This is a genomic window from Nostoc sp. (assembly GCF_036916575.1).
Lineage (GTDB): Bacteria > Cyanobacteriota > Cyanobacteriia > Cyanobacteriales > Nostocaceae > Nostoc.
In genome coordinates, this window is record NZ_JBALGC010000082.1 from 86538 (window position 1) to 113406 (window position 26869).

The 26869-nt window shown below is 40.9% G+C and carries 21 protein-coding genes and 2 pseudogenes; 14 read left to right on the top strand and 9 right to left on the bottom strand.

Annotated elements, in window-relative coordinates; translation table 11 throughout:
• Positions 1-108 precede the first annotated feature (108 nt).
• Genes V7L29_RS17120 through V7L29_RS17130 form a run of 3 tightly spaced genes read right to left on the bottom strand, consistent with a single transcriptional unit; the run spans position 109 to position 5206 of the window.
• Complete coding sequence (locus V7L29_RS17120) at positions 109-369, bottom strand: hypothetical protein (RefSeq protein ID WP_334694115.1); 261 nt, start codon at positions 367-369, stop codon at positions 109-111.
• Positions 366-3863 carry an eIF2A-related protein gene (locus V7L29_RS17125; RefSeq protein ID WP_334736240.1) on the bottom strand — a complete coding sequence of 1166 codons (3498 nt, stop codon included), beginning with the start codon at positions 3861-3863 and terminating at the stop codon, positions 366-368. The genes V7L29_RS17120 and V7L29_RS17125 overlap by 4 nt, the downstream gene beginning before the upstream one ends.
• Positions 3860-5206: an AAA-like domain-containing protein gene (locus V7L29_RS17130; RefSeq protein ID WP_334694113.1), complete on the bottom strand. Its 1347-nt coding sequence runs from the start codon at positions 5204-5206 to the stop codon at positions 3860-3862. The genes V7L29_RS17125 and V7L29_RS17130 overlap by 4 nt, the downstream gene beginning before the upstream one ends.
• Positions 5207-6131: 925 nt before the next feature.
• Here V7L29_RS17130 and V7L29_RS17135 point away from each other — a divergent pair.
• From V7L29_RS17135 to V7L29_RS17175, 9 genes and pseudogenes are all read left to right on the top strand, one after another.
• A complete protein-coding gene (locus V7L29_RS17135) occupies positions 6132-7145 on the top strand; it encodes an iron-containing redox enzyme family protein (protein ID WP_334736241.1) in 1014 nt (337 codons plus the stop codon).
• 421 nt (positions 7146-7566) lie between these two features.
• Positions 7567-8124, top strand: coding sequence for a cupin domain-containing protein (locus V7L29_RS17140; RefSeq protein ID WP_334694111.1), 558 nt, complete (start codon positions 7567-7569; stop codon positions 8122-8124).
• A 497-nt stretch (positions 8125-8621) separates the two neighbouring features.
• Positions 8622-10250, top strand: coding sequence for an AMP-binding protein (locus V7L29_RS17145; protein WP_334736242.1), 1629 nt, complete (start codon positions 8622-8624; stop codon positions 10248-10250).
• Positions 10251-10303: 53 nt separating this feature from the next.
• Complete coding sequence (locus V7L29_RS17150; protein WP_334736243.1) at positions 10304-10879, top strand: TetR/AcrR family transcriptional regulator; 576 nt, start codon at positions 10304-10306, stop codon at positions 10877-10879.
• Positions 10880-10950: 71 nt separating this feature from the next.
• The gene (locus tag V7L29_RS17155; RefSeq protein WP_334694108.1) at positions 10951-11511 is read left to right on the top strand and encodes an HPP family protein; all 561 of its coding nucleotides are present in this window, start codon (positions 10951-10953) and stop codon (positions 11509-11511) included.
• Between the two features lie 877 nt (positions 11512-12388).
• Entirely contained in the window at positions 12389-12616 is a 228-nt protein-coding gene (locus V7L29_RS17160) for a hypothetical protein (protein WP_334736244.1), read from the top strand.
• A 19-nt stretch (positions 12617-12635) separates the two neighbouring features.
• Positions 12636-12992: pseudogene (locus V7L29_RS17165) on the top strand (DUF928 domain-containing protein).
• Positions 12993-13017: 25 nt separating this feature from the next.
• Positions 13018-13158 carry a DUF928 domain-containing protein gene (locus V7L29_RS17170; RefSeq protein WP_334736245.1) on the top strand — a complete coding sequence of 47 codons (141 nt, stop codon included), beginning with the start codon at positions 13018-13020 and terminating at the stop codon, positions 13156-13158.
• Positions 13159-13403: 245 nt separating this feature from the next.
• Positions 13404-13642, top strand: a pseudogene (locus V7L29_RS17175) (transposase); the annotation flags it as partial.
• A 1013-nt stretch (positions 13643-14655) separates the two neighbouring features.
• Here V7L29_RS17175 and V7L29_RS17185 read toward each other — a convergent pair.
• On the bottom strand, positions 14656-14826 hold the full coding sequence (locus V7L29_RS17185) for a hypothetical protein (protein WP_334736246.1): 171 nt from the start codon (positions 14824-14826) through the stop codon (positions 14656-14658).
• Between the two features lie 467 nt (positions 14827-15293).
• Here V7L29_RS17185 and V7L29_RS17190 point away from each other — a divergent pair, with 467 nt between their 5' ends.
• Positions 15294-15494: a heavy-metal-associated domain-containing protein gene (locus V7L29_RS17190; RefSeq protein ID WP_334736247.1), complete on the top strand. Its 201-nt coding sequence runs from the start codon at positions 15294-15296 to the stop codon at positions 15492-15494.
• Between the two features lie 367 nt (positions 15495-15861).
• Here V7L29_RS17190 and V7L29_RS17195 read toward each other — a convergent pair whose 3' ends face one another.
• Both V7L29_RS17195 and V7L29_RS17200 read right to left on the bottom strand, forming a co-directional pair.
• Complete coding sequence (locus V7L29_RS17195) at positions 15862-16824, bottom strand: hypothetical protein (protein ID WP_334694103.1); 963 nt, start codon at positions 16822-16824, stop codon at positions 15862-15864.
• Positions 16825-16964: 140 nt separating this feature from the next.
• Positions 16965-17141, bottom strand: a complete 177-nt coding sequence (locus tag V7L29_RS17200) for a hypothetical protein (RefSeq protein WP_334694102.1) — start codon at positions 17139-17141, stop codon at positions 16965-16967.
• A 450-nt stretch (positions 17142-17591) separates the two neighbouring features.
• Between V7L29_RS17200 and V7L29_RS17205 the strand changes: the two genes are divergently transcribed.
• Positions 17592-17993: a fasciclin domain-containing protein gene (locus V7L29_RS17205; RefSeq protein ID WP_334694101.1), complete on the top strand. Its 402-nt coding sequence runs from the start codon at positions 17592-17594 to the stop codon at positions 17991-17993.
• Between the two features lie 742 nt (positions 17994-18735).
• Here the strand turns inward: V7L29_RS17205 and V7L29_RS17210 are convergent.
• Positions 18736-19539, bottom strand: coding sequence for an SDR family NAD(P)-dependent oxidoreductase (locus V7L29_RS17210; protein WP_334694100.1), 804 nt, complete (start codon positions 19537-19539; stop codon positions 18736-18738).
• 188 nt (positions 19540-19727) lie between these two features.
• Between V7L29_RS17210 and V7L29_RS17215 the strand changes: the two genes are divergently transcribed.
• From V7L29_RS17215 to xylB, 3 genes are all read left to right on the top strand, one after another.
• Positions 19728-20111 carry a TOBE domain-containing protein gene (locus V7L29_RS17215; protein WP_334736248.1) on the top strand — a complete coding sequence of 128 codons (384 nt, stop codon included), beginning with the start codon at positions 19728-19730 and terminating at the stop codon, positions 20109-20111.
• A gap of 15 nt (positions 20112-20126) precedes the next feature.
• Complete coding sequence (locus tag V7L29_RS17220) at positions 20127-21632, top strand: mannitol dehydrogenase family protein (protein WP_334694098.1); 1506 nt, start codon at positions 20127-20129, stop codon at positions 21630-21632.
• A gap of 244 nt (positions 21633-21876) precedes the next feature.
• On the top strand, positions 21877-23343 hold the full coding sequence (gene xylB / locus V7L29_RS17225; protein WP_334736249.1) for a xylulokinase: 1467 nt from the start codon (positions 21877-21879) through the stop codon (positions 23341-23343).
• Between the two features lie 432 nt (positions 23344-23775).
• On the opposite strand, the gene V7L29_RS17230 is transcribed toward xylB, so the two are convergent.
• Entirely contained in the window at positions 23776-26061 is a 2286-nt protein-coding gene (locus V7L29_RS17230) for a two-partner secretion domain-containing protein (RefSeq protein WP_334694096.1), read from the bottom strand.
• 354 nt (positions 26062-26415) lie between these two features.
• On the bottom strand, positions 26416-26676 hold the full coding sequence (locus V7L29_RS17235) for a hypothetical protein (protein WP_334694095.1): 261 nt from the start codon (positions 26674-26676) through the stop codon (positions 26416-26418).
• Positions 26677-26869: the final 193 nt, after the last annotated feature.

A 26869-nucleotide genomic window follows, 5' to 3' on the forward strand; every position in this document is an offset into this window, starting at 1 on the left:
CTGCTTAACCGAGCAGTATTGGGCTACGCCTACGCTAAAACTGTGTCAAGAAGCAAGGATTAATGCAACTAACTTTTTTCTTACTCCCCCTGCTTATACAGCGATTGGTTATTTTTTTATTTGGAAGTCCCTAAGTCCCCTAGGTGGTACACATTCCCCTGGGGGATCTATCCATTCCCAACCTTTTTCTTCGCACTGTTCTTTTTCATGATTTTTATCTTCTTCTTTATTATTAAGGGGGTGAAATTGTTCTTTATCGTTAAGGATCTCAAACGGTGGTACACATTCTCCAGGGGGATCTATCCATTCCCAACCTTTTTCTTCGCACTGTTCTTTTTGGTCTAGTGTGTTTTTCGGATCTGTGCTCATATTTTATTCTTTTTGCAAAGATTATAATTGTTTGATTTTCGGATTTCATTGGCTATCAAATAATTTTTAAGCCAGTGGCATGATACCATATTTAGTTGAGATAGAGTGGTCTCTAAGTTCAGGTTCCAAATAATTACGCTAAAATCACTTTGGGCAGTGGCAATTGTCTTGCCATCAGGACTGAAACTTACACTGTATACAGAATTAGAATGACTTTTAAAAGTATGTAGTAGCTGACCTTGTATGCTCCAAAGTTTGGCAGTACCGTCAGCACTAGCGGTGGCAATTGTTTTGCCATCAGGACTGAAACTTACACTGTATACAGAATTAAAATGACCTTCAAAAGTATGTAGTAGCTGACCTTGTATGCTCCAAAGTTTGGCAGTACCGTCAGCACTAGTAGTGGCAATTGTCTTGCCATCAGGGCTAAATCTTACACTGTATACAGAATCAGAATGACCTTCAAAAGTATGTAGTAGCTGACCTTGTATGCTCCAAAGTTTGGCAGTATCGTCAGCACTAGCGGTGGCAATTGTCTTGCCATCAGGGCTAAATCTTACATCCCAAACTTCTTTAGCGTGGGACTTAAAAATGTGTACTCCTAAGATTAGAAATGTTTTGCTATCAAAATTATAGAGTTTAACATTTCCATCTCCATTAGCAATAGCAATTGTCCTACTATCAGGGCTAAAACTTACACTATTGACTCGCTTCTCATTTTTTGTGAAATCCGTAAGGAACTTACCCTCAGAGTTCCAAAGTTTAACAGTACCATCCCAGCTTGCAGTAGCAATTATTTTGCCATTAGGACTAAAACTTATACTGTATACAGAATCAGAATGACCTTGTAAAATATTTATTAGCTGACCGTTTAGATTCCAGAGTTCAGCAGTACTATCGAAACTTGCAGTAGCAATTCTCCTGCCATCAGGACTGAAATTTACATTCCAAATAAAGTTATTATGTCTTGTAAAAAATGTTTTTATATTGACAAGATCCGTACTCCAGAGTTTAGCAGTCTTGTCTTGACTAGCAGTAGCAATCATCTTGCCGTTAGGACTAAAAGCTACGCCGTAAACATAGCCTCTATGACCTTTAAACGTTTGAAGTAATTGACCGTTTGTGCTCCAAAGTTTGGCAGTACCATCGAAGCTTGCAGTAGCAATCCTGTTGTTATCAGGGCTAAAACTCACACTATATACCTTATCTGAATGATCTTGAAAAGAATGTCGTAGCTGACCATCTATACTCCAAAGTTTAGCAGTCTTGTCTTTACTAGCAGTAGCAATCATCTTGCCATCAGGGCTGAAACTTACACTATATACAGGAGCTGAATGGCCTTGAAAAGAATGTAATAGCTGACCGTTTGTAGTCCAAAGTTTAGCGGTACCATCTAAGCTTGCAGTAGCAATCATCTTGCCATTAGGGCTGAAACTTATACTTATAATTCCTTTTCTACTACCTTGAAAAGGATATAGTAGTTGACCGTTTGTGCTCCAAAGTTTAACAGTACCATCTAAGCTTGCAGTAGCAATCATCTTGCCATCCGGACTAAAACTTACACTATATACAGGAGCTGAATGACCTTGAAAAGAATGTAGTAGCTGACCGTTTATACTCCAGAGTTTAGCGGTACCATCAAAGCTTGCAGTAGCAATCATCTTGCTATCAGGGCTGAAACTTAGACCACGTACATCTGAAGAGTGACCTTGAAAAGTATGTAGTAGCTGACCATCTATACTCCAAAGTTTAGCAGTCTTGTCTTTACTAGCAGTAGCAATCATTTTGCCATCAGGACTGAAACTTACATTTAAGACATAACTCCCATGCCCTTCTAATCGATTTTGCTCCTGTATTTCATAGAGTACTTGTTCTAGCTGTTCTACAGTCCGATTCTTGGTATTCTCTGGTAGTGCTTTCAAAGCAAGTACTCTATTACTTGCTTCTAAACTGGCGACTAATGCTCCAAGCTGATCATTTTGTAAAAGGTTTATAGATGATTTTGCATTCAAATCACTTATTTCTGCTATTTCTTTTACCTCGGTATCTGCCCATTTTACTACTATTACTGTCACAAGCAAAATAATCACCAATACAGCAAATCCAGAACTAATTATTCGCTGTGCTTTCCTTTGCGCCCTCATCAATGTGTAATAAGCTTCACTTAATATTTGACTTGCTTCTTTTTCTGCATCTAAAGCAATTTGAATATCTTGCTTATTCAACTCAAGGCTTGCGCTTAAGAACTGATAATCCAAATCGCTTAAACTTTTATCTACTGCCCATCCTTGAGCATTACGTAAGTCTTGTCCACGTAAAAGATATGAATAATCCTGGCATTCTGAAGCTTCCCAAGCTGAAATCGCTTCGGCATAGGGACGCAGATTTGCTAACTCTTTCTCTATCCAAGTTTCATTAAAAACAGATTTGTAAATGCGGTTATAAACTCTTAGCTTGTCACCACGCTTGACTACTAAGCCAGATAGCCGCAATTCCATCTGTTCAGAACTGTCGTCACTCTGGATTTCCTGAAAGCGTAAAATTTGCTGATACAGCCCTAGTAATCGGCAGTTATGTTTTTCATTGTTGATTACACGTTCGCCAATTGTCTGTAAATGCTGTTGCCGATCCTGCACCCACCAATTTTCAATTATTTTCTCTCGTACAATTTCAGCTACCCACTCTATCTCGCTATCTGTGTAAGAGAGTTTAAAGGGATTAATGGAAACCAGTTGACACAACCATTGTGTTAAGAACGGCTGCCCACCCGTCCATTTTAAAACCTCTTTTAAAACGGCTTTAGGATTGTTAACTACACTAACCAATCCTTGCTCTAAAGGCGTAATTTGCTCTAACTGAAAACCAGTTAAGTCAATGGCTTGACTATCAATATTAAAAGGTGTATTTCTAATATTTTCAATTAAATCTAAGGGCGCTGCCACTCCTAACAATGCAAAGGTGAGACGATTATATTTTGGCTGAAAAGCACGTTTATTATAACAACTAATAATAAAAGCAAAAAAATCATCTTTAAATTTTAAATTTAAAACATTATCAACCTCATCGATAAATAGAACTAAGTTTTGATAATTTTTATCTAACAATTCTTCTTCAATAAACTTACTTAAACGTAATGAGCAAGGAATATATTGATACTTGTACCACCAATCTGCCGGGTCTGTTTCTAAATTGAATCCACTCACTATAAGGCTAAGAAAACCGCCAAAAAATTCATCTGGTGTAACTTCATAACTGCAAATATCCCTCATTTCAATTGCACAACAAGCAAATCCTTCTTTTTGGAGGGTTCGCATTGTTCTTACCCGCAAACTTGACTTACCCATTTGTCGGGAGTTTAACACGTAACAGAAGGAACCAGCCTTTAATCCTTCATACAGTTGAGAGTCTGCTTGTCGGACTACATAGTTAGAAGCAAATTCTGGTAAACTTCCCCCTACTTGATAAGAGTTCCTCTCATTAGATGTTGCACTCATAAGCTATCTTGAAAGCGATTACGGTAATAGTGTCGATATAATTCATAACGTGGTATTACACCATTACTTAACAGTTTAACTAACCCCAAGTCGTTTAACTTTACTACAATGCTTTGATTTAATCCTGAATGGAATTCTACTGCGGTACTTGCCAAGACTATCTTTTGAAAAGCATCAGCCAATTCAGGACTGGATTGCAGATTTCTCCAGTGCCGTTCTAGGTGGCGATGATAAATTCCCCATGTCTTATGAGATGTTTGCAGTAGTTCTTCAAGCGTCATACCTTGTTGTGCCACTTTTTTGAAAGCTTCATTCACCAGAAAAGGATGTCCTCCAATCATAGCCATAAGCTGTACAACTTGGGTTATATTCCAGTCCAGTTTATATTGTTGTGCTAAATATAGTACTTGCTCTTGATTGAAGTCTGTCAATGTTATCTCACATCCAGCATTAAACGGTGACTGATTGATATCAACCTCAGTATATACTTCAGAATGTGCGATAATTAGCCGGAGTTGCCCCCATAGTTGGCGAGTTTTAGAGTCTTCATGCCAAGTTCGCAACATTCCCAAAAACTCACTAGCGATTTCTCGATATGGAAATATTCGGTCTACCTCATCTAAACATAAGGCTAAGGGGCTATCTCCTAGTAACAAATATTTCTCAAAGTAATTTCGACATTTAATCTTGCTATTACCAAGGCTTTTATGCCAATGCTCTTCTACTGAGTAAATTAACTCTAGCCTATTAGCAACTAGAGTACAGAACCACTGTAAGAATTTATCCAAATTTTCAAAATCTTCTTTTGTTGCGTCTCGTAGATTAAAAACTGCTATGCGGTATCCTTTTTGTGCAGTATGATACATCAGCTTTGAAACTAATTCTGTTTTCCCAGTCTGCCAAGGGGCTTTAATTCGTAAAAGACATCCTGGCTTCAAAATCTCCAAGTAACAGTGTTCTTCAATGAAAGGACGCTCTACATAAAAATCAAAATCTTGATTTAAGGCATCCTTCACAGATTGTGGAGTTATAAAAAATTCAGATAATCTAGTTTTACTGGTAGCATATTGCTTTTCCCATTCTCCTCGCAATGGTTGCCGAAAAGTTTTCTTAGTAATTGGTTCTCCCAAAGCTGTTGACAGCTTGCTCCATAGCTGACTCCCAACCTCAGTAATACGACCAGTAGAGTATCCAAGTGTTTCAGCAATGTCCCCATAATCCCTATCTTCCCAACAACCCTTGAATATTTCCTCTTCTAAATTAGTTAAATTTTTGTTATTTTTTACACTTAAAATTTGCTGTGCAAATTTCAGTGCTTCTTCATAAGTAAATTTTGAGTTCATACCTCAAAGTGATTTAAATTCCTCGTAATTATTATATATAAGTCGAATGGCACTAAGAAAAGCAGAAAAGCTTGTGGTTTAAGCAGTTAGGACTTACGCATTGACAAAATTTTGATAGTGTAGTGATCACCATAGTAGGCATAAATTACCTCAATCAAGTCGGGGTTTTGAACTAGCGAGGACATAAGCCCTGTTTCTACTTCTTATATAGGTATAAGTGAAATCAATTTATGCACGCTGCGGAAGATGAACGTGGATTGTAGACAGCTAATGCATTTTGCCGCCCTAGTACAATTCATCCGCAGATACAGACAATGTTTCCACGCGCTCGCGCACGTTATGCAGCCATCCAGTCTTGTTGTACAGTGCGTAGCTTCAAAATTTCTTACTTCTGGAAATAGCTTTCTATACCATTCACAGTAATCGCCAATAAATTTTATAGTTTCGGCTGCTTATCTTGCCTCAAATATAGTCCAGCAAGTAGTTAGCGATACTTTACTTTCTTATTCTCAGTTTTTATGATGTTTTCTTATTTTATATTATAAAAACTATTTAAATAAATATTGGCCAAGCAAATTTATAGTTAAATTTATGATTTTGTCATAATTTATGCTTGGAATTTAGCTTCTTTATTTTATAAGACATATAAAATAAAGATTAATAATATTTCATACTTTTTTAAAAAGTTTAGCTTATAAAAAAGTCCTTACTTTTTCATATTGTTATATTAAAAAAAAATAATTATTCTAATGTCATAAGGTTAGTGAACCTACTAAACTTTACCTTTAACTAAAGTTAAATACTTGAAGGAAGTCTTTCCAGCCTCTATTTACTTTTGAGTTCTGATCAGAGCCTCAATGCCAGTTTGATAACCAGAGTTACTAAAAAATAGGAATTCACATCGATTTTACCAAGGAAAAAGAGAATGTTTAAATTGAATTACTCTGAAAGATTATCAGTCAAATCTGACTTAGTACAGACCAATTCCTGGGAAGTGCTTAAGCAGTACGTATATCCCATCGAGCAAGTCAAAAATTTGGCACATGAAGCTTTTCAAAATAAAGGAGGTCTTGCTTGGCGAAAAATTCAGTTCCTTTTATTTGACATGAACTTGCGTTTGATGGGAGAAGGGTTTGGGTTAGCAACTCCTCGCTTCCTCAGAGAATGGGAACTTCGCCACCTGATTGAGCAAGTTGAGCAGCAATACCTACCCCAGGAGCAACTCCCCCCTGAACTCGATCGCGTTGAAGTTTTCATGCCGTGGCTCAAAGAGCGGATCAGCAGGCATCGTGTCAACCACCATCCACTATTTAAGCTGTTTGATCGCGATGATTTAAGCGATGAAGAAGTCCGCTACTTCCTTGCCAATTATCGAGTCAATATGCAACGCTTTCACCTCCACATTGCCGCCTTCAGCCTGATTGTGCCTTTTGAGATGCGCGAAGAACTCTATCACAATCTTCATGACGAGTTTGGTCAGGGGGATTTCGCCCAGGCTCACCCCAATTTATTTGAACCCCTAATGAATTACTTCGGTGGAGCGCGCTCCGAGGATATTAACCCAGAAACTTGCCACCTCCTCAATACCAAGATTAACCTCTGCTGGTTTGCCGATGGACTTCATCATGGCATTGGCGGGCTAGGAGCTTTAGAATTAGCAATTCCCCTTCAACAGCGCCGAGTTTTGGCACACCTGCGCCGTCGCGGTTTGAGTGAAGACATGGTGAAATTCTTCGTCGTTCACTGCGAACTTGATGAAGATCACGGGGAGGGGTGGTTCGCTGCCGGAAGACCCTACATGCACACTTGTGAAGACTTGCAAAAGGTGTTCTCTAGTGCGATACGGATGCTGGAAGCCAGAGCCGGAGTTTATGACGGCATTCTCAAGGGCATTTTAGAAGCCCGCAACCAAGCCAATAAAGGACTCTCCGTCGCTTGATGGAGGATGTTTGAAAAGTATTGTTGGTAACAGCAATACCTCCCAAAGCTAACCCTCTGAGCAAGCCTTCCCAATGAAGAAATGGGGGTTTCAAAGCCTCTCACCTGAAGAGAGAAATGAATGGAAGCGAGGTTTTAAGTATACTTTGCGAGTTTTCAAACATCCTCTGATCTCGACTTTATTCATTTTTTTGCAACGCGATACTTCTGCGGAGTCGTTGCACGAACGCTATCACTGAAACCTAGATGAGACGGTAGTTTTACTTTTTTAAATTCACCGATAATCTGTGACGTGAAAAAAGTATTTGCTAAAAAGTCAGGATTTTTGCCAGATAAAGAAAACCGAGTTCTTAATTTTGGATAAAGTCAAGTTTAGCCAAAAACAAAGAAAGATTCAATTAATTTAAATAAAGAGCAAGCAAATGTTAAAGAACAACCAAATGTCAAAAATACCCTTATTAGGATACAACGACACAAACAAAAGTGATGCTCTAATTCCAAGAAAAGGCCAATTGATGAGCAATGGGCAAGTAAAGTTCGACCCATTCCCATACAATTCCATCAACGACAGGGTAATTAAGTTTCTGGGCATGGAAAATGTTTCCTTACCGGATGATCTTGAGTTTGTACCTTATCAACCAGAGATTAGAAAAGGTGTTGGGATTCACACAATCTTTAGTCTGGTAGACCAAAACCCGCAAGGTCCCGATGCCGCAATTCTTAAATATGAGGCAGGCGCATTTGTTGCCTTGCATGAACATATAGGATATGAAATGGTCGTGGTGTTAACCGGGGATTATATAGAGAATGGTGTGACGTTCTTGCCCGGATCATTAATACTTCGTTCACCAGGTACCTTTCATACAATGGCTTCCAGTAATGGCTGCACCATTTTGGCTACGCGTTATATCAGAGTCAAGCAGCGGCCTGATTTGTGGAACGAGTTTGCTTCAGGCAACGAAGATGTTAAGCCTGTTTGAAGGTAACTCTGATTTTGTGGTCAATGAAGAGGCACACGAGTTTGTAGAGACGTTGGATTGCAATGTCTCTACACACCATAACATCCTACTAATACAGCGGGCGCGTAAATAAAAAGACCATTCAAAATGGCACAAAAGCCCGGAATACAATTCTTTTGACTTTTGACTTTTGAATGAGTGACTTCCGCCTTGCGGTACTAGTACAGCGGGCGCGTAAATAAGCAGACCATTGAAAAGCCCTAAAGAGCTTATTCCATAATACTTTTGAATGAGTGACTTTTGAATGAGTGACTTCCGCCTTGCGGTACTAGCTTAACCGAACCGTATTAAGACGAAGGCAAGGTTTCACCTTTTCTTCATGCCATTTTCCCATAAATAAATGTCACCTTTTCTTCCTGACATTCGGCTTGAAACCATTTTTATTTTTCTTTCTTTTGCCTTTTAACTTTTTACTTTTACTTTGTTTGGCCATATCAGTTCGTATTAAAAGAGAATCTATGCATTCCTATGTACCTTTGAGTCCAACCACTTTCTTAGAACGCAGTGGTCAGGCATTTCCTAACCGGAGCGCGATCGTCTACCCTGATGGAATAGTGACTTACGCCGAGCTATTGCACCGCTCTCGCTGTCTGGCACAAGTGCTAAAGCGACTCCAGGTGGGGTATGGAGATCGGGTTGCTCTCTTAACACAGAACAACCGACAGACAATCGAAGCCCACTTCAGCATTCCAGCCATCGGTGCGGTGATCGTCATGCTGAATCCTTGGCTGGCAGCCCCAGACCTCCTATCCCTGCTGGAATATTGCGAGGCGAAAGTCTTGATTGTGGATGCTTCCTTGAGCGAGAAAATCCTCATTGACTCTCAGGTTACCCTTGACCACTTGCAACAAGTAATTGTTATCAATGGCGCTACTAATCCAATCTATTCTAAAGTCCTTGACTACGAAACCTGTCTGGCGGGTGAAAATGGCGATTTTCGGTTGGATCAAACCGTTGTCAGCGAACTAGATACCCTTACCATCAACTTTACCAGCGGTACCACTGGTCGTCCAAAAGGGGTAATTTGTAATCACCGAGGGGCTTACCTGAATGCACTGGGGCAAGCGCTGATGATTGGACTCAACCGAGCCTCGAAGTATCTGTGGCTGCTCCCCATGTTTCATGTTAATGGCTGGGGGCATATCTGGGCAAATGTTGCCGTGGGAGCCACCCAAGTTGTCCTGCCAAGTGATCAAATCCGGGATGGGTTTGCAGATATAAGTCAGGCACTCTCCCAGTACCAGATTACCCACCTATCTGGTGCTCCTCGCCTTGTGCGATCGCTGGCATCAGCCCCTAGCGACAAAAAAGCATTTCGGGGGCTGACGATTACCACGGGGGGAGCTGCTCCTGCTCCCACCCTGATCCAGCGATTAGATGAGATGGGGGTTAACTTCATCCACCAATATGGGTTAAATGAAACCTTCGGCCCCTATACCGTCTGTGAGGAGCAAGAAGAATGGCAGGCATTGCCTCCTTCCAGCCGCGCTCTCAAGCGCGCCCGTCAAGGAGTGGCAACCATCCATGCCGGAACGGGATTGCGAGTGGTCGATGCCTCAAGGCGAGACGTTCCTTGGGACGGTCGTACCTTGGGGGAAGTGATTGTGGCAGGTAATACAGTAGCGACAGGCTACTACAACAATCTGGAAGCTAGCAAAAAAGCCTTTCGGGATGGGTGGTTCCACACCGGCGATGTAGCAATTATCCATCCAGATGGCTATCTGGAAATTCGAGACCGCCTGAAGGACTTAATCTACATAGAAACTGACTACGGTTGGGAGAACATTTCCTCCATCGAGATTGAGAATGTGCTGTGCCGACACGAACAGGTAAAAGAGGCGGCGGTCATTGGTATCTCACCCGAAGAGCTAGGAAAAAACCACACCCTATTAGTGGCTTTCGTCGAGGCAAGGGACTCCCAAGCCCTTACCAAAGAAGATTTGCGCCATTTTTGTGTGTCTCAACTTGCTTCTTACAAACAACCCCAAGTGTTTTTGTTCACCGACTTGCCCAAGACGGCGACGGGCAAGGTTCGTAAGGACTTGTTAATAGGGGAGGCGCTGAAGCGCCACGAACTGAAAATTTAAAAATATTCAGACTAGCACTAGACAGACAAGTCTGTCTAGAGTATTCTTGTTTTATGACCTCACAAAATTTATCTAGTAACTCCAGTACAAAAATCTTACAAACAGCATCTAGGCTGTTTTACGAGCAAGGCTACCATGTTACTGGTATCAATCAAGTGATTGCGGAAGCAGGGGTAGCCAAAGCAAGTTTTTATCACCATTTTTCCTCCAAAGAAGAGTTGTGTATAGCGTACTTGCATAAGCGTCATCAAAATTGGTTTTCTTGGTTGCAGCAAGAGGTTGAACTCTATGAAGATAACCAAGAACGTTTGTTGAGCCTATTTACTTTTCTAGAACGATGGTTGCCTGATAGCAACTTTAGAGGCTGTGCTTTCTTAAACATCGCCTCTGAATTTCCGTCACCCGACAGTAAAATTCGGCTCTTGGTTGTAAATCACAAAAATGCTTTGCAGGATTACATTAGGCAACTTGTTGACAAATTGAATATTTCAACCAAGAAAAATAACACAGCAATGCTTGCGGATTTCATCTATATTCTGTTTGAAGGAGCAATTACTGAGAGTCAAATCTATAGATCAACACGAGCTATTCAAGTTGCGAGAGAAGCAGTTAAGCAGTTAATTAGTTAACCATTTATTTTTTTGACTTTACTAGACAGACCAGTCTGTACAAAAGAATTAACAATTTGAGGTGAATGTGTATGGTTAGGCAATCAATCAGCGATGCTGGTAGCACCAGAAAAGCAGCGTCTTGGATAAATTTCTTTTATAAGCTAAAAGGAGATAATACTAAACTACCTCCTAAGCATTCGGCTAAAGCAATAATACTTGCTTGGTTAGGAGGATTTCTGGCAATCAGTGTAATCGCGCTTCTCTCCAATACATTTTCTGTAGCACTTGTACTCGGCTCTTTTGGAGCGTCCTGCGTTTTGGTTTTTGGGTTTCCAGATGTGCCCTTTTCACAACCACGAAATGTGCTTGGAGGTCATTTTTTCAGTTCTTTTATTGGTTTGGTATGTCTAACGCTTTTTGGAGCAACGTGGTGGTCAGTTGCTATAGCTGTTGGTACTGCCATTTCTGTGATGATGCTTACCCGAACAACTCACCCACCAGCAGGGTCCAATCCAGTTATTATTTACCTTACAAAACCAGTATGGAGTTTTCTGCTGTTTCCCACTCTTTTTGGGGCAATAGTTTTAATCTTTGTTGCGCTTCTCTATAATAATTTTAGCCGCGAAAGTAGATACCCGAAATATTGGTAAAGCAAATTCACTATAACTAAAGTTAGGCGATGCACTGAGCGTAGCTGAAGTGAGTTTGAAATATGGACGTCTTATGTCTGGCACTACGTGTCTCGCTAGAAATTTCCTTCTTTCTCCATAAATAAATTTAGGCAATGGACTGAGCGTACTTGTCCTGAGCTTGTCCTGAGCGTAGCCTCTCGTAGAGAAGGGCGCAGTCGAAGTAGCAGAAGTGGGCTTGTAACCAATTGGTACTTCGACTACGCTCAGTAAGCATCTCGATTTTCTGATTTTCACTTTTGAATGAGTGAATGAGTGACTTCAAGACGCAGTCTTGCTCAAGGCTATAATTTGCCCTATTGTCTACTTTATTAAAGATTCAAAGTAAATTGTGTAAAGCTATTAACTAACACAGATGAATTAAATATGTGGCGATCACATATAAAAGGTTTGATTGGATGTTAGGGAATTCAAAAGTAAGTTTTTTTGGTTCTTCCGTATATTTTATGGTTGAGCACTGACATTATGATCAAATAATGCACATGTAAATCATGAAATTCCCATAAGCTTTTAAATCTGTCAAGCAACAAGTTTTTAGTATTAAGTTCCATAAAATGTCTGATAGAGCCATTTTTTTGCTGGGTTAGAACTTTATTTGTTTCGTATATCCCCTTCTCAGAGACTATGAATGAGAACATTTTTATTTGGGTGTACGCCAGTTCTAGCGTTGATTTTGGCACTTATAGCTATGATGTATTACCTAAAATTTGTGCATTGTATTCAAAAGCTGCTTTGCAACAAAGTTTTAATATAATCTTGCTTTGATTGAGCGATTATTATGTTGGCAAATAGACTGCAAAGTAATAGCAACAAGCAAAAATCTTACCTTGTTAAGTCAATGAAATGGATCTTAACAGCTGCTCTGATTTTGAGCAGCACTACCCAATATTCAGCACAAACAGCAGACCAAACTAAACAATCAGTCACTAATAAACAGCCTACACAATCAATCAAAACACCTGCTTCACCTCAACAACCGACCTCTCGACCAGTTTTTAATTTACCAAAAGCACCTGCTTTGTTAAGTCCTATATCTGGGCGTAGAGCAGGAATAGCTAGTCGATGATTGCCCTGCGGTTCCAACCCTGCTTACTGTCTTAGTACCATTTCAAGAGGGACAAAAGGTTGGGGCACAGACAAACAAATCAATTATCAGGGTTGTAGAGGGACTAACCACTTTTGAACGGCCTACATTTTGGTTTTACATCCCCTACACTAAGGATTTGTCTAACTCAAGTGCTGAATTTAGCTTACAGGAGAGCGCAGAAAATGATGTTTAGAGAAATGCGATCGCGCTACCTTCTAAGCCCAGTATCATTGGTATTTCTCTCCTTAGTACTGTTGCTTCATTAGAGGTAGATCAGACATATCGCTGGTATTTAAAAATACATTGTAAGCAAGAAGCACCAAGCATTCCTGTGTATGTAGAAGGGGGGTATTAAAAGAATTAATTTAGATTCTCGTGTTATGCAGCAATTGGAAGCAACAACTGATCCTCGACAGAAGATTATAATCTATGTCAAAGAAAGTATTTGGTTCGACGCTTTAAATATGCTGGCAAAAATACACATTTATAATTATAATAATGCATCTGTTCAACAAGATTGATTGCCAATGTGTCTGGAACAATTAACTTCTGGCGCAATCGGATTCTAGGTATTCAGGACTTACGCAAAAAGGCTGTGAAAGCCTTGGTTTATCGTAGGGGCAATTCATGAATTGCCCCTACATTTCGTACTTAATGCGTAAGTCCTAGTATTTTCCCATTATATTATTTTGTTGCCTTAATTATATTGATATTCGTGTACACAGATTACCTCAAGCTATCGAATTGGGGTTATTTTTTAAGAGTTTTGACCTTCACATATAATCCTTATATTGGAGGACGCAAACCCTATCCAAGTGATTTAAGCGATGCCGAATGGTTAATCCTCAAGCCGCTTCTACCAAAACCTAAAGGATTTGAGCATCCTGTAGAAGTAGATTTATGAGAAATTCTTAATGCAATTTTCTACGTGCAACGTACCGGATGTCACACTTGTCAATACCCTCTGACCTGAATCCTTATCAAAAGCCTTTTGCTCTCTCACAAATGATTTAAGATTGCTATAGCGATCGCAATTAACGTGTAAAGTTTTAATCATTGTTAGCAATCGGGGAGGTTATTGAAAAGTTACGTTTTTTTGCAACTTGAATAATTTATGACTATGATACTGATAGCTATTTGAGTAATAACTCAGTCATTGCTAAAGGAATGTGATGGTAATTACAGATGATACTTTTTAAAAGGCGCTAAGACTTACTCTACGTGAATACTTATTTTATCTTGATATACTTTAATATTCTTTTTACATTCTATTCACAATTCTTAGATCCAAAACAGCTAAACTTCATACTCTAAAATATACTTTATCTATTAACTACAAAGTATGAAACCATAGGATTTTTCTTCATAGTTTCTTGAATTTAATCTCATTAATTATCACATTGTAATATCAGCTTAAATGATTGATATTAAAAGAGTAGTTTAAAAACATAGTTGCATAAAACGTGAATAAAAAATGGGCTGTTAAACGACTTACAATCAATCTCACATCAGGTGAGGCTCTGAAGCTTGATAAGTACTGTTCAATGACTGGAAGACCAGCAACCGATATAATCCGAGAGTTAATCCGCTCTTTAACAACCGAAATAACACAAAAAGAAAATTGAGCAGTTCAATATATGCTAACTAAACTGACCAGAATAATTATTAATTTATAATTTTGGTTACAAGCCCCGAAGTTGGAGTGCTGGCTTCCAGCGCTCTAACTTCTCTCAATTTATTGATGGAAAAAATAAATTTATTACTCAATCAATAAAGTGCATTTCTGCATGGAATTTTAATGATGAGTTAGTAATTATTAATTAGGAATTATTTTGACATCAGCTCTTTTGTTATGAGAGAATCTTATGTCTGAAGAAAAAACATATTTAGAGCTACTTAGAAGTTTTTCCCCACGCAGCTAAAACCGGAGCGATCACACCCTATCTTGGTCACTTAAGCAACCAAAAGAATACTCAAAGTCATGCACAGGTACTGTCATAGTACGCTGTTGGGGAATTTCAGAGCCAAAACAGGTGGTTGTGCAAAGGACATACTTGCAGGCACTGGGGTGATGATTTGCAAGCCCACTGACTAAGAAAGCGCGATCGCTCCATCACCGCAGGCGAGTCTTGTTCTTTCTCTGACATACCTTCCACAGCATCACTGAATGTTTTTGCTGCGAAGTCCAAAGCATATCTATGCCATAAGATAGCTGCTTTTTGAATGTATATATGCTATGAAAGTTGGGCATAAGTAACCTGAAGTATAACAATAAGTTAAAAACTACAGATAAAAAGGTTTTGTGACTTACGTATAGACGCTTGTATGTTCAGGCAATGCTGTGAGAACAATTATGTCGAACAGGAACGCCTATAGGAGAATCTGCAATGTCTAGTGGAATCTTCAGCACAAACTAAAAAAGCGGCTTTTTAGAAGTTAGTAGTACTAGGTGTATTTTCAGAAATTATTTTATATATTTTGGCATCTTAATTCGTTTTATTTCCAGCAAACCTGTTAACAAAGATTGAAATAGAGCTATTATTTACTACTCTTACTGTGATTTCCAATTCCCTTACTTAAGTAAGATGTAACTTCACTATCTCAAGCGATATTATATTTATTAAATGGAAATTCTAGTTAACTAATGAGGTAAGTAATGGCAATTAAATTGAAAGTTCCGAATATTAAAGGTGATGAATGCGCCAATAAAATAACTAAATCTATTCTGACTATGGAATCTGATGCCAAAGTGGATGTAAACGTTAATGCTAAAACCGTAACTGTAGAATCTGCGGCTTCTGAAGAGACAATTAAACAGATAGTTCAATCTGCTGGTTATACTATAGAGGGCTATTAATTGCATTTCTAAATTTCTCAGGAGATTTAGAGAAAGTAGTTTAGCCAGCACAATTGCCTAGTCACATTTTCGCCCGGAAAACGGGCGAAATATTAACAAATATACCTACTTGATTTGATTGAAGAATATTTTTCTCCTCTAACAGGCTTAAAATACTTGGCTTTATGCCTAGCTTATAAGCTGTAACAGATACACCTAAAAAGCGTAGAATTTTGAAAGTATTGCTGTATATTTATAGCGGTTACCGACCTTGTGAGGTACATTTTCAAAGCTGCTAACCTTTGCTAAAAAGACTTTAGTGTACCTCAGTTGTTTATGAAACGCTATATTTGGCTCAAAAAATTGTTAAATTTTCCGGTACTCGTTTTCAGGAACCAATTAACATTGGGTCATAAATTTGACACTCTTGAACCCCATAATTGCCCAGAATCAAGCTAGCCTGATCAAGCTCATTGTCTGTGCCACTAACGATGAGTATATAATTACCTTGATCAATTTGCTCGTTGTAAAAGCGTGCCCACTCATCTGCTATTCCTAGCCTCATAGCGTCAAAGCGCTCACTTAAATTAACGCCTGTTGACCCAATCAATTGGGAAAAATCTTTACAAATTAAGGAAATCTGGTTTACTGGAAAACCTACGACATACATATCGTGAATTGCCGCATCAACATTATCTATATGATTAAAGTAACTAATAGCATACTTAGATAAAATTCCACTTTTATTAGGAATGGCAGTAGCAGAAGTCGTCGTGGTCAGATAATTTGTAGGTAATTGCTCACTGTTGAGATGCTCGTAAATGCCAAACTCTTCAATACCCCAACGCTGTAGAATTGCTTCTACTTTAGCAATTTCAACAGATGTACAATCCACAATTATTAAATAGTGTCCATCCTCTACTCGCTCATTATATGCTCTAGCTTGCTCTTCCGACATTCCCCAACCAACTAATGCACCAGCAAAAGTCCCAGTAGCAGCACCAAGACTTGCCCCTACAAGGGTTGTAACCAAAGCAGTTGCCGCTGCACCAGCCAGCATTATTGGCCCAACTCCAGGGATTGCTAAAGTACCAAGACCTACTAATAAACCAGTCAAACCACCAACAGCTCCGCCTGAAAGCCCTCCTACTGTTGCACCTTCGTCAGCTTTATCACCAGTGCGCTCTTTAATTTCATTATCGGCGATTTCATGATTGCGGTCTGCATTCTGTACAACTACAGATACTTTCTCCATTGCCAAGCCAGAATCTCTCAATTCATGTAGTGCCTGTTCTACATCTCGACGATGAGTAAATACGCCTACAGCACGTTGATATTGTCTTAAAACCATTATTACTCCTTGGTTATAGGCGAAAATTAATTCGCCACAAATTTAGTATTTCACTATTTATAATCTTAAATACGAGTTTGTTTAACTGAAAATCATCTGAAGTAATAAAATACATTTGCTCTTTACTGCAATCACTACCCCTAAGACCCGAATGGTACGAAGATAAAGCAGTCCGGCTTCCCCTGGTAGGTGATCGCTCGAAATTTGGAGCGATACTTCACGGCATCAAAGTTAATGTCACGTTTTTGCAGGAGATAATCACGGGCGATCGCTCTGCTACGACGATTATTGATACTTCTTTTGAGCAATTGTTGCAATACGTCCCAACCTCGTTATGGTGGTAGATCTGTTAATGCTGCGGCATTTATAGGATCTTAATTTGGCGAAGGTATTGTATTAAGACCTTATCTTTCAAACCATCGTAAGTACGTCAGCATATTTTGAACATTACATTCAAACATTAGCTTCTTACTCAATCTCAATTTAGGCTATCAGTAGAGCCACCTTTCATTCCCGGTTTACGGATTGATGGCTAGTCGCTACCGTAGGGAAATGCTTTGACTCCTGCACCTGGATGGTAGGTTTTGCACCTATATTGTCATTTAGTTGTTAGGGTTCAAAACCCTGCGGCTAATCCTTCATAACCCGAATGGGCTTGATTTATAGCCCACGAATCGCATTCATCTCACAAAATCGCATTGCTCCCAAATACACTTATGTGTTAAATCTCTTAACATCAAGTTTTCACACAATTGAGGTGACATCAAATGCCGGATATTATAGATACTGCAATTAATGCAGGTTCTTTCAACACCTTGGTAACAGCTATTACTACTGCTGGTCTTGATACTGCACTTAAGGGAGATGGCCCATTTACTGTCTTTGCACCAACAGACGAAGCCTTTTCCAAGCTCCCATCAGGAGCCGTAGAAGAACTACTACAAGATGTCATTAAGTTAAGAAACGTTTTAGAGTACCATGTGGTTTCTGGTAAGATTAATGCGACTGATTTAGTTCAACTGCAAAAGCTAACAACGACCCAGGGAAAAGATATCAAAGTTAATGCTGAGAATAATGTTAAGGTAAATGATGCTTACATCGTGACTTCGGATGTAGAAGCTGACAATGGTGTTATCCATGTCATTGATAATGTGTTATTCCCTGAATAAGTTTATTCAGACACTTGCTTTGATTTAAATTTGTAATCCCTATGGGATAAGCATTTAATTTTTTGCCTTTGTTGGCAATCAAAATGACCCAAACCAGATATGCTTATTAAGATTGAGTAGTTAATGTTGTATATCTATTGCTGAAAATTGGATTTAAATAGTTAAATATTTCCAGTGAATCGCCAGTAGATATACAACATATTTATATCACTCAGTGTTCACCACCCCCTTTTACTGATCCGTCGGGAGCAAGTACTCAAAGGCTGTAATACCAATTTTATATGAAGATGCGTCAAACCATATTAGGACTTAAGTACAAGAAAGAAAAACATAGACGCTTCCTCGGCTTGCCGCAGCGAAAAGTGTATCGCGTCGTTTCCCGTCTTTTCTGTTAGCGCAGCCTCTTCTCTACCTTGGGCTACGCCAACGACGCAGCGCAAAGTCTGAGCCGAAGGTGGCTATGATGAACTATCCTCACAGCATCAAATTGGTTTAGCTGTAAGTGCCGGAACTGATTTTCGCCAGTGGCATCGTTGGGGTGAATACTAAATAGACATCGGGTCAAATTTATAATCAAACTTTTGGAAAACAACTTTTGTTTTCTCTTCTGTGCTTCTGTGTGAGATCAAAATTGTGGTTCATTGACGTTCGCGTAGGCGCAGCCCGTCGTAAACATCGCCTGTTTTGGGAACGCGTGTTCTTCACACGAACAGTGATTTTATCTGAAAATAGCTGTAAATGTCTATTCTCCCCCAGTAACCTCCAAGTTAAACCCAGTAATGTAGCTTGCCTCTTCGCTCATTAGAAACGCTACCCCATTCGCCACCTCTTCCAGACTTCCTAAACGGCGCATTGGCACTGAATTAATCATTTGTTGCTCAACTACCTTAGGGTCAGCATCAAAATACTGCGACCCTACTGCTGCTTGTAATTCTGTCTGCCGCGTCCACATAAAACCAGGACCAATCAACGCAGGGGAGAGTGCATTTACCCGAATGCCGTAAGGAGCCAAGTCTTTCGCTGCCGTCTGAGTAATTCCAATAACAGCAAACTTTGAAGCGGCGTATGCCAGCATATTTGGCGGCCCAACTACCCCTGCATAACTCGCCATGTTAATGATCGCGCCTCCACCAGTATCGCGTAGGTGCTGTGCAGCCGCCTTGAGAATGTGGAAAACGCCGACAACGTTGATGTTGATCACCTTTTGAAAGTCGTCCTCAGGATATTCGTCGGTCTTGGCAAACACTCCTTGATAGCCTGCATTATTAAATACATAGTTGATTCGCCCAAGCTGTTCAACAGCACTAGTAAAGGTTTTGGCAACATCATCAGTAGCCGTCACATCACAACGAAACGTGCCGACTGGAACGTTGTACTCTTTTAGTTCTTGAGCCACATCTGTCATCTTCGCTTCATTCAGATCTAGCAGGGCTACACCTGCTCCATTAGCAGCAAAACGGTGTGCAGTTGCTTTGCCAATATCTCCCGCACCGCCCGTAATTAGGATGGTCTTACCTGCAAACTGATAGGTTGCTTTTGCCGTCATATATATTTTTAATCTTTTATTGAAGAATTGTTGCGAATGCCGATGATTGCAATCAGGTTGGTATGATTTCTATTATTGAGCTTTTGCCCAAAAATCGAGTATAAAATTAAAAATTTATTTCGTTCGGTTTTTTTACTTTAAAGGAGTCATGCGATGCGTATCCCCCGCTTCGCTAAATTGCTGGTTGCATGAACTTTATCTCGGTCACGGTGTCAGCCGTCAATGACTCTGGTGCAACGGTCAGATTACCTGGTGACGCAACCGTAATGATTCCGGTGAAGCCCAAAACTTTGTCAGTTTGGGATAGAGCAACATTAGGGATTCGTCCCAAACATCTGCGGCTCGATCGCAATAACCCAAGCGTGAATGGTGAAGTATTAGTCGTAGAACGATTGGGCAAAGAAACCTATCTCTATATCAAGATTGCGGGTGGTGAAACCATAGTTGTGCAAACAGACGGAGATAATCCCGCTAGAATACACGATTACGTTCCTATTTACATTAACGGTGAGCTTTGCCATTTGTTCGATCAAAAGGGTGAAGTCATTCCAAAGTTAATGGTCATCACCTAACCCTGAATGAATCCCATGAACAGTAATATCAGCACAGGCTCAACAATCAAGCTGAATGAAGCATCTCTGTCTGCTTTAAGAAATAACGTTCGCGTACCTAATTACGATCGCCATCAAATCACTAATGGCATTGTCCATATCGGTGTGGGTGGGTTCCATCGAGCACATCAGGCTTTATATCTGGATAATTACTTTCATCAAAATCCCGGCAGTGAATGGGGAATCTGCGGAGTTGGGCTACTAGAATTCGACAAACGAATGCGTGATGCATTGAGTTCCCAAGATTGTTTGTATACCTTAGTTGAAAGATCACCATCAGGCGATCGCGCTCGTGTAATTGGGGCAATTACGCAATATTTGTTTGCACCAGATAACCGCGAAGCTGTGATTGACACCTTAGCAGATCCCAAATGCCGCATTGTCACCCTCACCATTACCGAAGGGGGCTACTACTATATTGAAGGTAGCGGTGAATTTGATGCCAATCACTCGACGATTCAGTACGATTTGCAGCATCCTGATCAGCCAATTGGGGTATATGGCTTTTTGACAGCAGCACTTGATCGCCGCCGTCAACAGGGAATAGCACCATTTACCGTGTTGTCCTGCGACAACTTGCAAGGTAACGGCAACATTGCCCGCAAAATGTTAACTGCATTTGTTCAAATGCAGAACCCGGAATTGGGACGTTGGGTTGCCGAACAGGTTGCCTTTCCTAACTGTATGGTTGATCGCATTACCCCCGCCACCACCCCAGCAGATATCAAAATGGTGGCGGAACAGTTTAACATCGATGATGCCTTTCCAGTTGTTGCCGAACCGTTTCTTCAGTGGGTAGTCGAAGACAATTTCAGCGCAGGTAGACCTGAGTGGGAATCAGTTGGCGTTCAGATGACCAGTGATGTTCATCCCTATGAGATGATGAAAATCCGGCTGCTCAACGCTAGTCACTTGTTGATTGGCTATCTTGGCTCCTTAGCAGGCTATACCTACGTTCATCAGGTCATGGCAGATCCATTGATTAGGCAAGCCGTCGATCATTTGATGGCAGAAGTTACGCCTACACTTCAACCTGTACCTGGGATTGATTTAGACGATTACAAAAAGACCTTAATTGAACGCTTTGCTAATCCTAAGATTCGGGATCAACTTCCACGTCTTTGCCTGAATAGCTCCGCCAAAATGCCAAAATTTGTTTTAGGCTCAGTCCGTGACGCGCTGCGCCAAGGAGGAGCGATTGATTATATGAGCCTAACGGTTGCAGCTTGGTTCCGTTACCTTAATGGGCTGGATGACCAAGGTAACCCCATTCCCATTGATGATCCGATAGCAGGTACTTTGACTCAACTAGCTGGTTCCAGTGGCTGCAACCCCAAACAATTGCTCAACCTCACTGAGATTTTTGGTGATTTATCGCAGTCATTGTATTTTGTTGAGTCAGTTACGAACCATTTACGCAGATTGTATGAGTTTGGAGCGAAAGAGACACTAGTACTCGACCACACTAAATTGGATGGGTAAGGGAACGAACCGCGTTCGTGCAGCGTCCCGCAGAGAAGTACGCGAAGTACACGAAGGAAGATCTTAATTTTTCTTCCTTTGCGCTCTTTGCGTCCTTTGCGGTTCGTTTCTCAACCCCCTCAAAATTAATAAGACAGACCACTAGCCCGATTCTGGCAGAAAACTTAAAGAGAGCTTAAAACCGCGACCTTTTAAAGCGGAAGTTTCATTTCCGCCTTCTAATCTTAAGAATTTGGAGGGGCAATTGACTGACATCGTAGTTGGCTTAGACTTGGGTACAGGAGGAGTGCGAACGATCGCAGTTGATCTGCAAGGGCAAATTATCGCTCAGTCAACCAGAAGCTATCCCCTGTTAACTCCACAACCCGGTTGGACGGAACAAAACTCATCGGATTGGGTCGAAGCAAGTTTAGATGCTCTGTTGGATGTAACTCAACAGCTAGACGGACATCGGGCGATTGCCCTCGGTTTGTCTGGACAAATGCATGGTATGGTTCCTCTTGAGGCAAAGGGCAAAGTAATTAGACCGGCAATTTTGTGGAACGACCAGCGCACGGGTAAAGCTGTTGTTGAGATTGAAGCCACGATTCCCCGTCAGGAGTTGATTGAGCGGACTGGAAATCCGGCAATTACAGGGTTTCAACTGCCGAAGCTCCTATGGTTGCGGACTGAAGAACCACAAGCCTATGCTCGGTTGTGGCAGATTCTTTTGCCCAAAGATTATCTAAGATATGTGCTAACGGGCGAAGCCGTGACAGAACCATCTGATGCCTCTGGTGTCGGCTGTCTGAACCTGGCGAATCAGCAATGGGATATAGATATTCTCCATGCTCTTGATATCAACCCTGCGTTGTTTCCCCCGGTAATCAAATCTACCGCGATCGCCGGACAGTTGAAATCAGAAATAGCCGCCCGCGTGGGATTACCTGTGGGATTACCTGTGGTCACAGGCGGAGGTGACAATGCAGCAGCAGCCATCGGTTTGGGCATCTCATCAAGCAACCTGAACCGGGGTAGCTTGAGTATTGGCACATCGGGAGTTATCTTTGCACCGTGCGATCAGCCAATTCCCGATCCAGAAGGTCGGGTGCATTTGTTCTGTCATGTAGATGGTGGCTATCATCTGCTGGGAGTGACGCTGGCAGCAGGTGGTTCTCTGCGTTGGTATCGAGATAGATTTGCACCGCATATATCCTACACCGATCTGATGGATATGGCAGAGCGATCGCTGCCTGGTGCCCGTGGTGTTCTATTTCTGCCACACCTCTCAGGAGAGCGTAGTCCCCACCTCGATCCAGATACTCGCGGTGCTTTAGTGAATTTGTCATTAGCTCATACGCAAGCAGATATAACTCGTGCTGTTTTAGAGGGGGTTGCATTCAGCTTGCGGTCAACGTTGTCACTCATCAGCGCGATCGCTCCCGTTAATCAACTCTTAGCAACGGGTGGAGGCGCACGCTCTAACATCTGGTTAAGAATTTTGGCAGATGTTTTGCAAACAGAACTCATTGCTCCCAAAGCCGAAGAAGGAGCTGCTTACGGAGCAGCTATTTTGGCAATGGTGGGGATTGGTGCCTACCCCAATTTAGAAGCTGCACTCAATATCTACGCACAGGATCGAAATGTGGTACAGCCGCAGGCAAATCCTTTATATGAAGCAGGGTTTAAGCGCTACAAGCTACTTTACGATATCTTGAAAGCCGTTCGTTGACAGAACACCATTCCCAAAAGCAGGATTAATCCACCTGTGGTAAGTAGGTCGGCACGAAAAAACAAAACTATGTAACCCACATTTGGCAAGAGTAAATGTACTCAAATTTTTGACCAGAAAGAAAAAGGTACAAGCCCCTCTCTTACAAAGTTCAGATGCCTACAGCGGGAATCGCCGCTCTGACGCAAGCGTTAAATTTATTTATGGAAAATAAAAAAATGTATTTCGAGATACGTAGTACAAGAAATACTACGTCAGTTGACTCAAGCCCCATTATTTATTTTGGTGGTTCTTAATCTTAATTTTGACTTTTGAATGAGTGACTTTTGACTTCCCCGTACTCCTACGGAGAAGCAAGCTACGCGTAGCGTCTCCTAGAGTTGGGGCTGACCTGTCAATTCGCTACAAACTTATGCAAATCTATACTAAGAATCAAGAATGAGCAGCACAAGATCCAGGAGTCAGCGCAGGACTGTTGGGTATCGCAGTTGGTTCTTGAGCAACTAAAACCACGTTACCATTGGCATCTACTACCCATCCTTGGGCTTCCACAAGTTGAATAGGTTGATTAAGAGAATTAACTTTCTGTGGATTATCTTTTGTGTGCCTTGGCTCCTGAATAACCGCTCTGTTTTGGAAACCGTTAGCAGGATTACTACCTTCTGGCTCCAGTGTTATCCAAGGAACCAACACTGCATCAGCCGTCAATGGTTCTGTAGGGCTAGATGCTACTCCTCCACGTCCTGTTATAGTAAATGAACTCCTTGCTAATTTTGTACCACCATTGCAGCTAGCAACAATTTTTCTAGAAGCATCAACCACCTTTTCGGGCAGTTCTACTAATCCTTTACTGGGGTCAACATCTGGGGAGTTAATTTGTATTGTGCCATTGAGTCCAAACTGGGAACTTGCAGTAATGTCACTTTGGGGTGTATTGGATTTTCGACTCTGAATACCAAATATACCTGTGGTAGTTATATCAACCCTACCGCCGTTCCCTTTGTATGCATTAGCAGTGATATCGCTATTTTCACTATTGACGGCGACGATGAAGCCTGATGGAATATTAATGGTAATATTACCACCATCCCCAAATGTCTGGGCTAGACCTGCATCAGTGGATATTTGACTGTTGCGGCGCATCAGTAATAAGTCTTGTACCTGTAGCGTAATATTACCGCCTCGACCGAACTCACTTGTAGCTGTGAGTTTTCCTCCGTTATCCAACAGGATGGAGCGAGCGCTTAAATTTAGATTGCCTGCTTTTCCTAGATTGGGTACATTCCCTTCGTAAAATGACTTTAAAAGTTCACTGCTCACATTGATTACAGCTCCATCCCGGACAATCAATTGCTTTGTAGTGACACTGACTTCTCCAGCATCTCCGGAACCTAAAGTTCTGGCCAACAATCTGCTGGGATCTGTTGCTGAAGTTCCAATTAGCTCTACGGACTCGGAAGCGTTCACCGTTAAATTCCCTCCTACTCCTATAGCTGGTCTAAATAGCCGCTGTGAAAGAGATTCCTCATCAAGGAAAACTCCGCTAGACTCTGTTGATGCTTCTGCCCCATCTTGGATACGCAACCTGTTAGTGTTGATTGTAATATCACCTGCCTTTCCAGCACCAAAAGTTGACGTAGCTAATGTAGTTCTTCCAGTATTACTACCAACTAATTCTACGAACTCAGAGGCATTCACGATCAAATTTCCCCCCATACCCTGACCTATAGTAGAAGTGAGTACTTGTGCGCCATCCCGAACAATTAATTTTCTACTGGTAATCATTAAGTCTTCGCCATTTTTGTCACCTCTAGTTTGCGTTAATAATAAAACACCATTACCAACTAGTTCCACAGCGTTGCCTTGCACCTGGATAATACCGCCACGCTCACCACTGGTATTTACAAAGGATAAAATATTAGAACCGTTAACAGTTCGCTGGATTAGTTGAATGTTCTGGAAATCCTTGACTCTTTCATACCCCAAAACCCAACCTTGGTTCGTTGAGTTCAAACTGACCAAACTATTGCTAGCGACACTTCCTAGTTCAATTCTTCCCGACTCTGCTGTTAAATTTCCACCCTCCAGCGTTATATCACCGCCTACCAATGCCAATGTTTTGCCTGGCTGCACTTCCAGACCTACAGGGGAACTTGCACCATTTGGACTTGCTTGGGATTGATTGCGTATGAGAGCCGCAGTTGCTCCAAATTGTAAGCCAATGGGTACACTTACTGTTAGCAGGGGTGTGGTTTGGGGGTTTGTAGCACTAAACTTAGTCCCATCAGCAAAATTTATACTACTTGCTGTACTCGCTATAAATGAACCACCAATGTTTAAAGAAGCATTAGGACCAAACATAATCCCGTTGGGATTAATCAGAAACAGGTTGGCTGTACCCTGAGTTTTAAGAGTGCCATAAATATTAGAACCATTATTACCCGTTACCCGGCTAATAATGTTCTGAACACCGTCAGCATTTTTAAACTCAGCCGTACTCCCTTCAGGTACGGAAAACTCCTTAAAACTGTGGAACAAATTACTTTTTATTCGGGTTCCACCTTCAATAATTTTGAGCTTGTCCTGTGTTGTAACCCGAGAATTTTCAGTTAAAGTACTATCTGGGGTAATTTCTGCAATAGCACAGTTTGCAGAGAAGACTATTAAACTACCTATTGCAACTCCCAGACTTTTCAACCAGACCCAAAGATTACTCATAATAGATATTACTCTTTTTTACGTGAGTTCGACGGGGTTGAAAACGACACAAAAAAAGCTGAGACTGGTATGTTAGAACAAAAATACGTATGGTGTCTTAGCGATGGAATCAATTGTATTTCGGCTAGATGTTACCCAAGTTTTTTGTGATGTGGACGATTTTTGTAAACATTGGAAAAGTATTTGGCAGCAAGTACCGTAGCTACCATCAATGATGGGAGAGGGACTCAGTAAGTCAAGGATGCACATAAGTGAAACGATGACGATTGTAATAGCGCTTCATGCTACTCAAACCCCTCTAAACATAAATTTCACTTATGTGTATCTTGCCTCAATTCTCGTACTCTTTATATATCAATCACAACAACGTTGATGCTTAATACACCAGATGCAATCCAATTCAACGGTTTGCTGATCTGGAATCGCTTGTAAAGAATCCTGATCACTAAATTCAATTTTAGTTAGGTCAATACTACATTGAAACTTAAATTTCAAAGCCCCCTTTTCTTGTATACCATAATCCTCCGTTAGCTTGCTGAAGTTAGAGTTATTCAAAATCTCACTCATTTCTAGCTTTATCTGATCTTTTAACTGGTTTAGCTTTTGAGTATCCATGACTGTTTGTTTTTATTGCAGAGATATTTATGAAATTATATTGTATTATTAAAGAACTCTATAAGACTAATTAAGAAAAAATATTTATATGAGCATCTACAGCGAGAACTTGGCATTTGTGTGTGGCATAATCTAGAACCCAATCACTCAAACAGCTTTCCTTTTCTGCTCTGGCGCGACCTCGCTTATAACC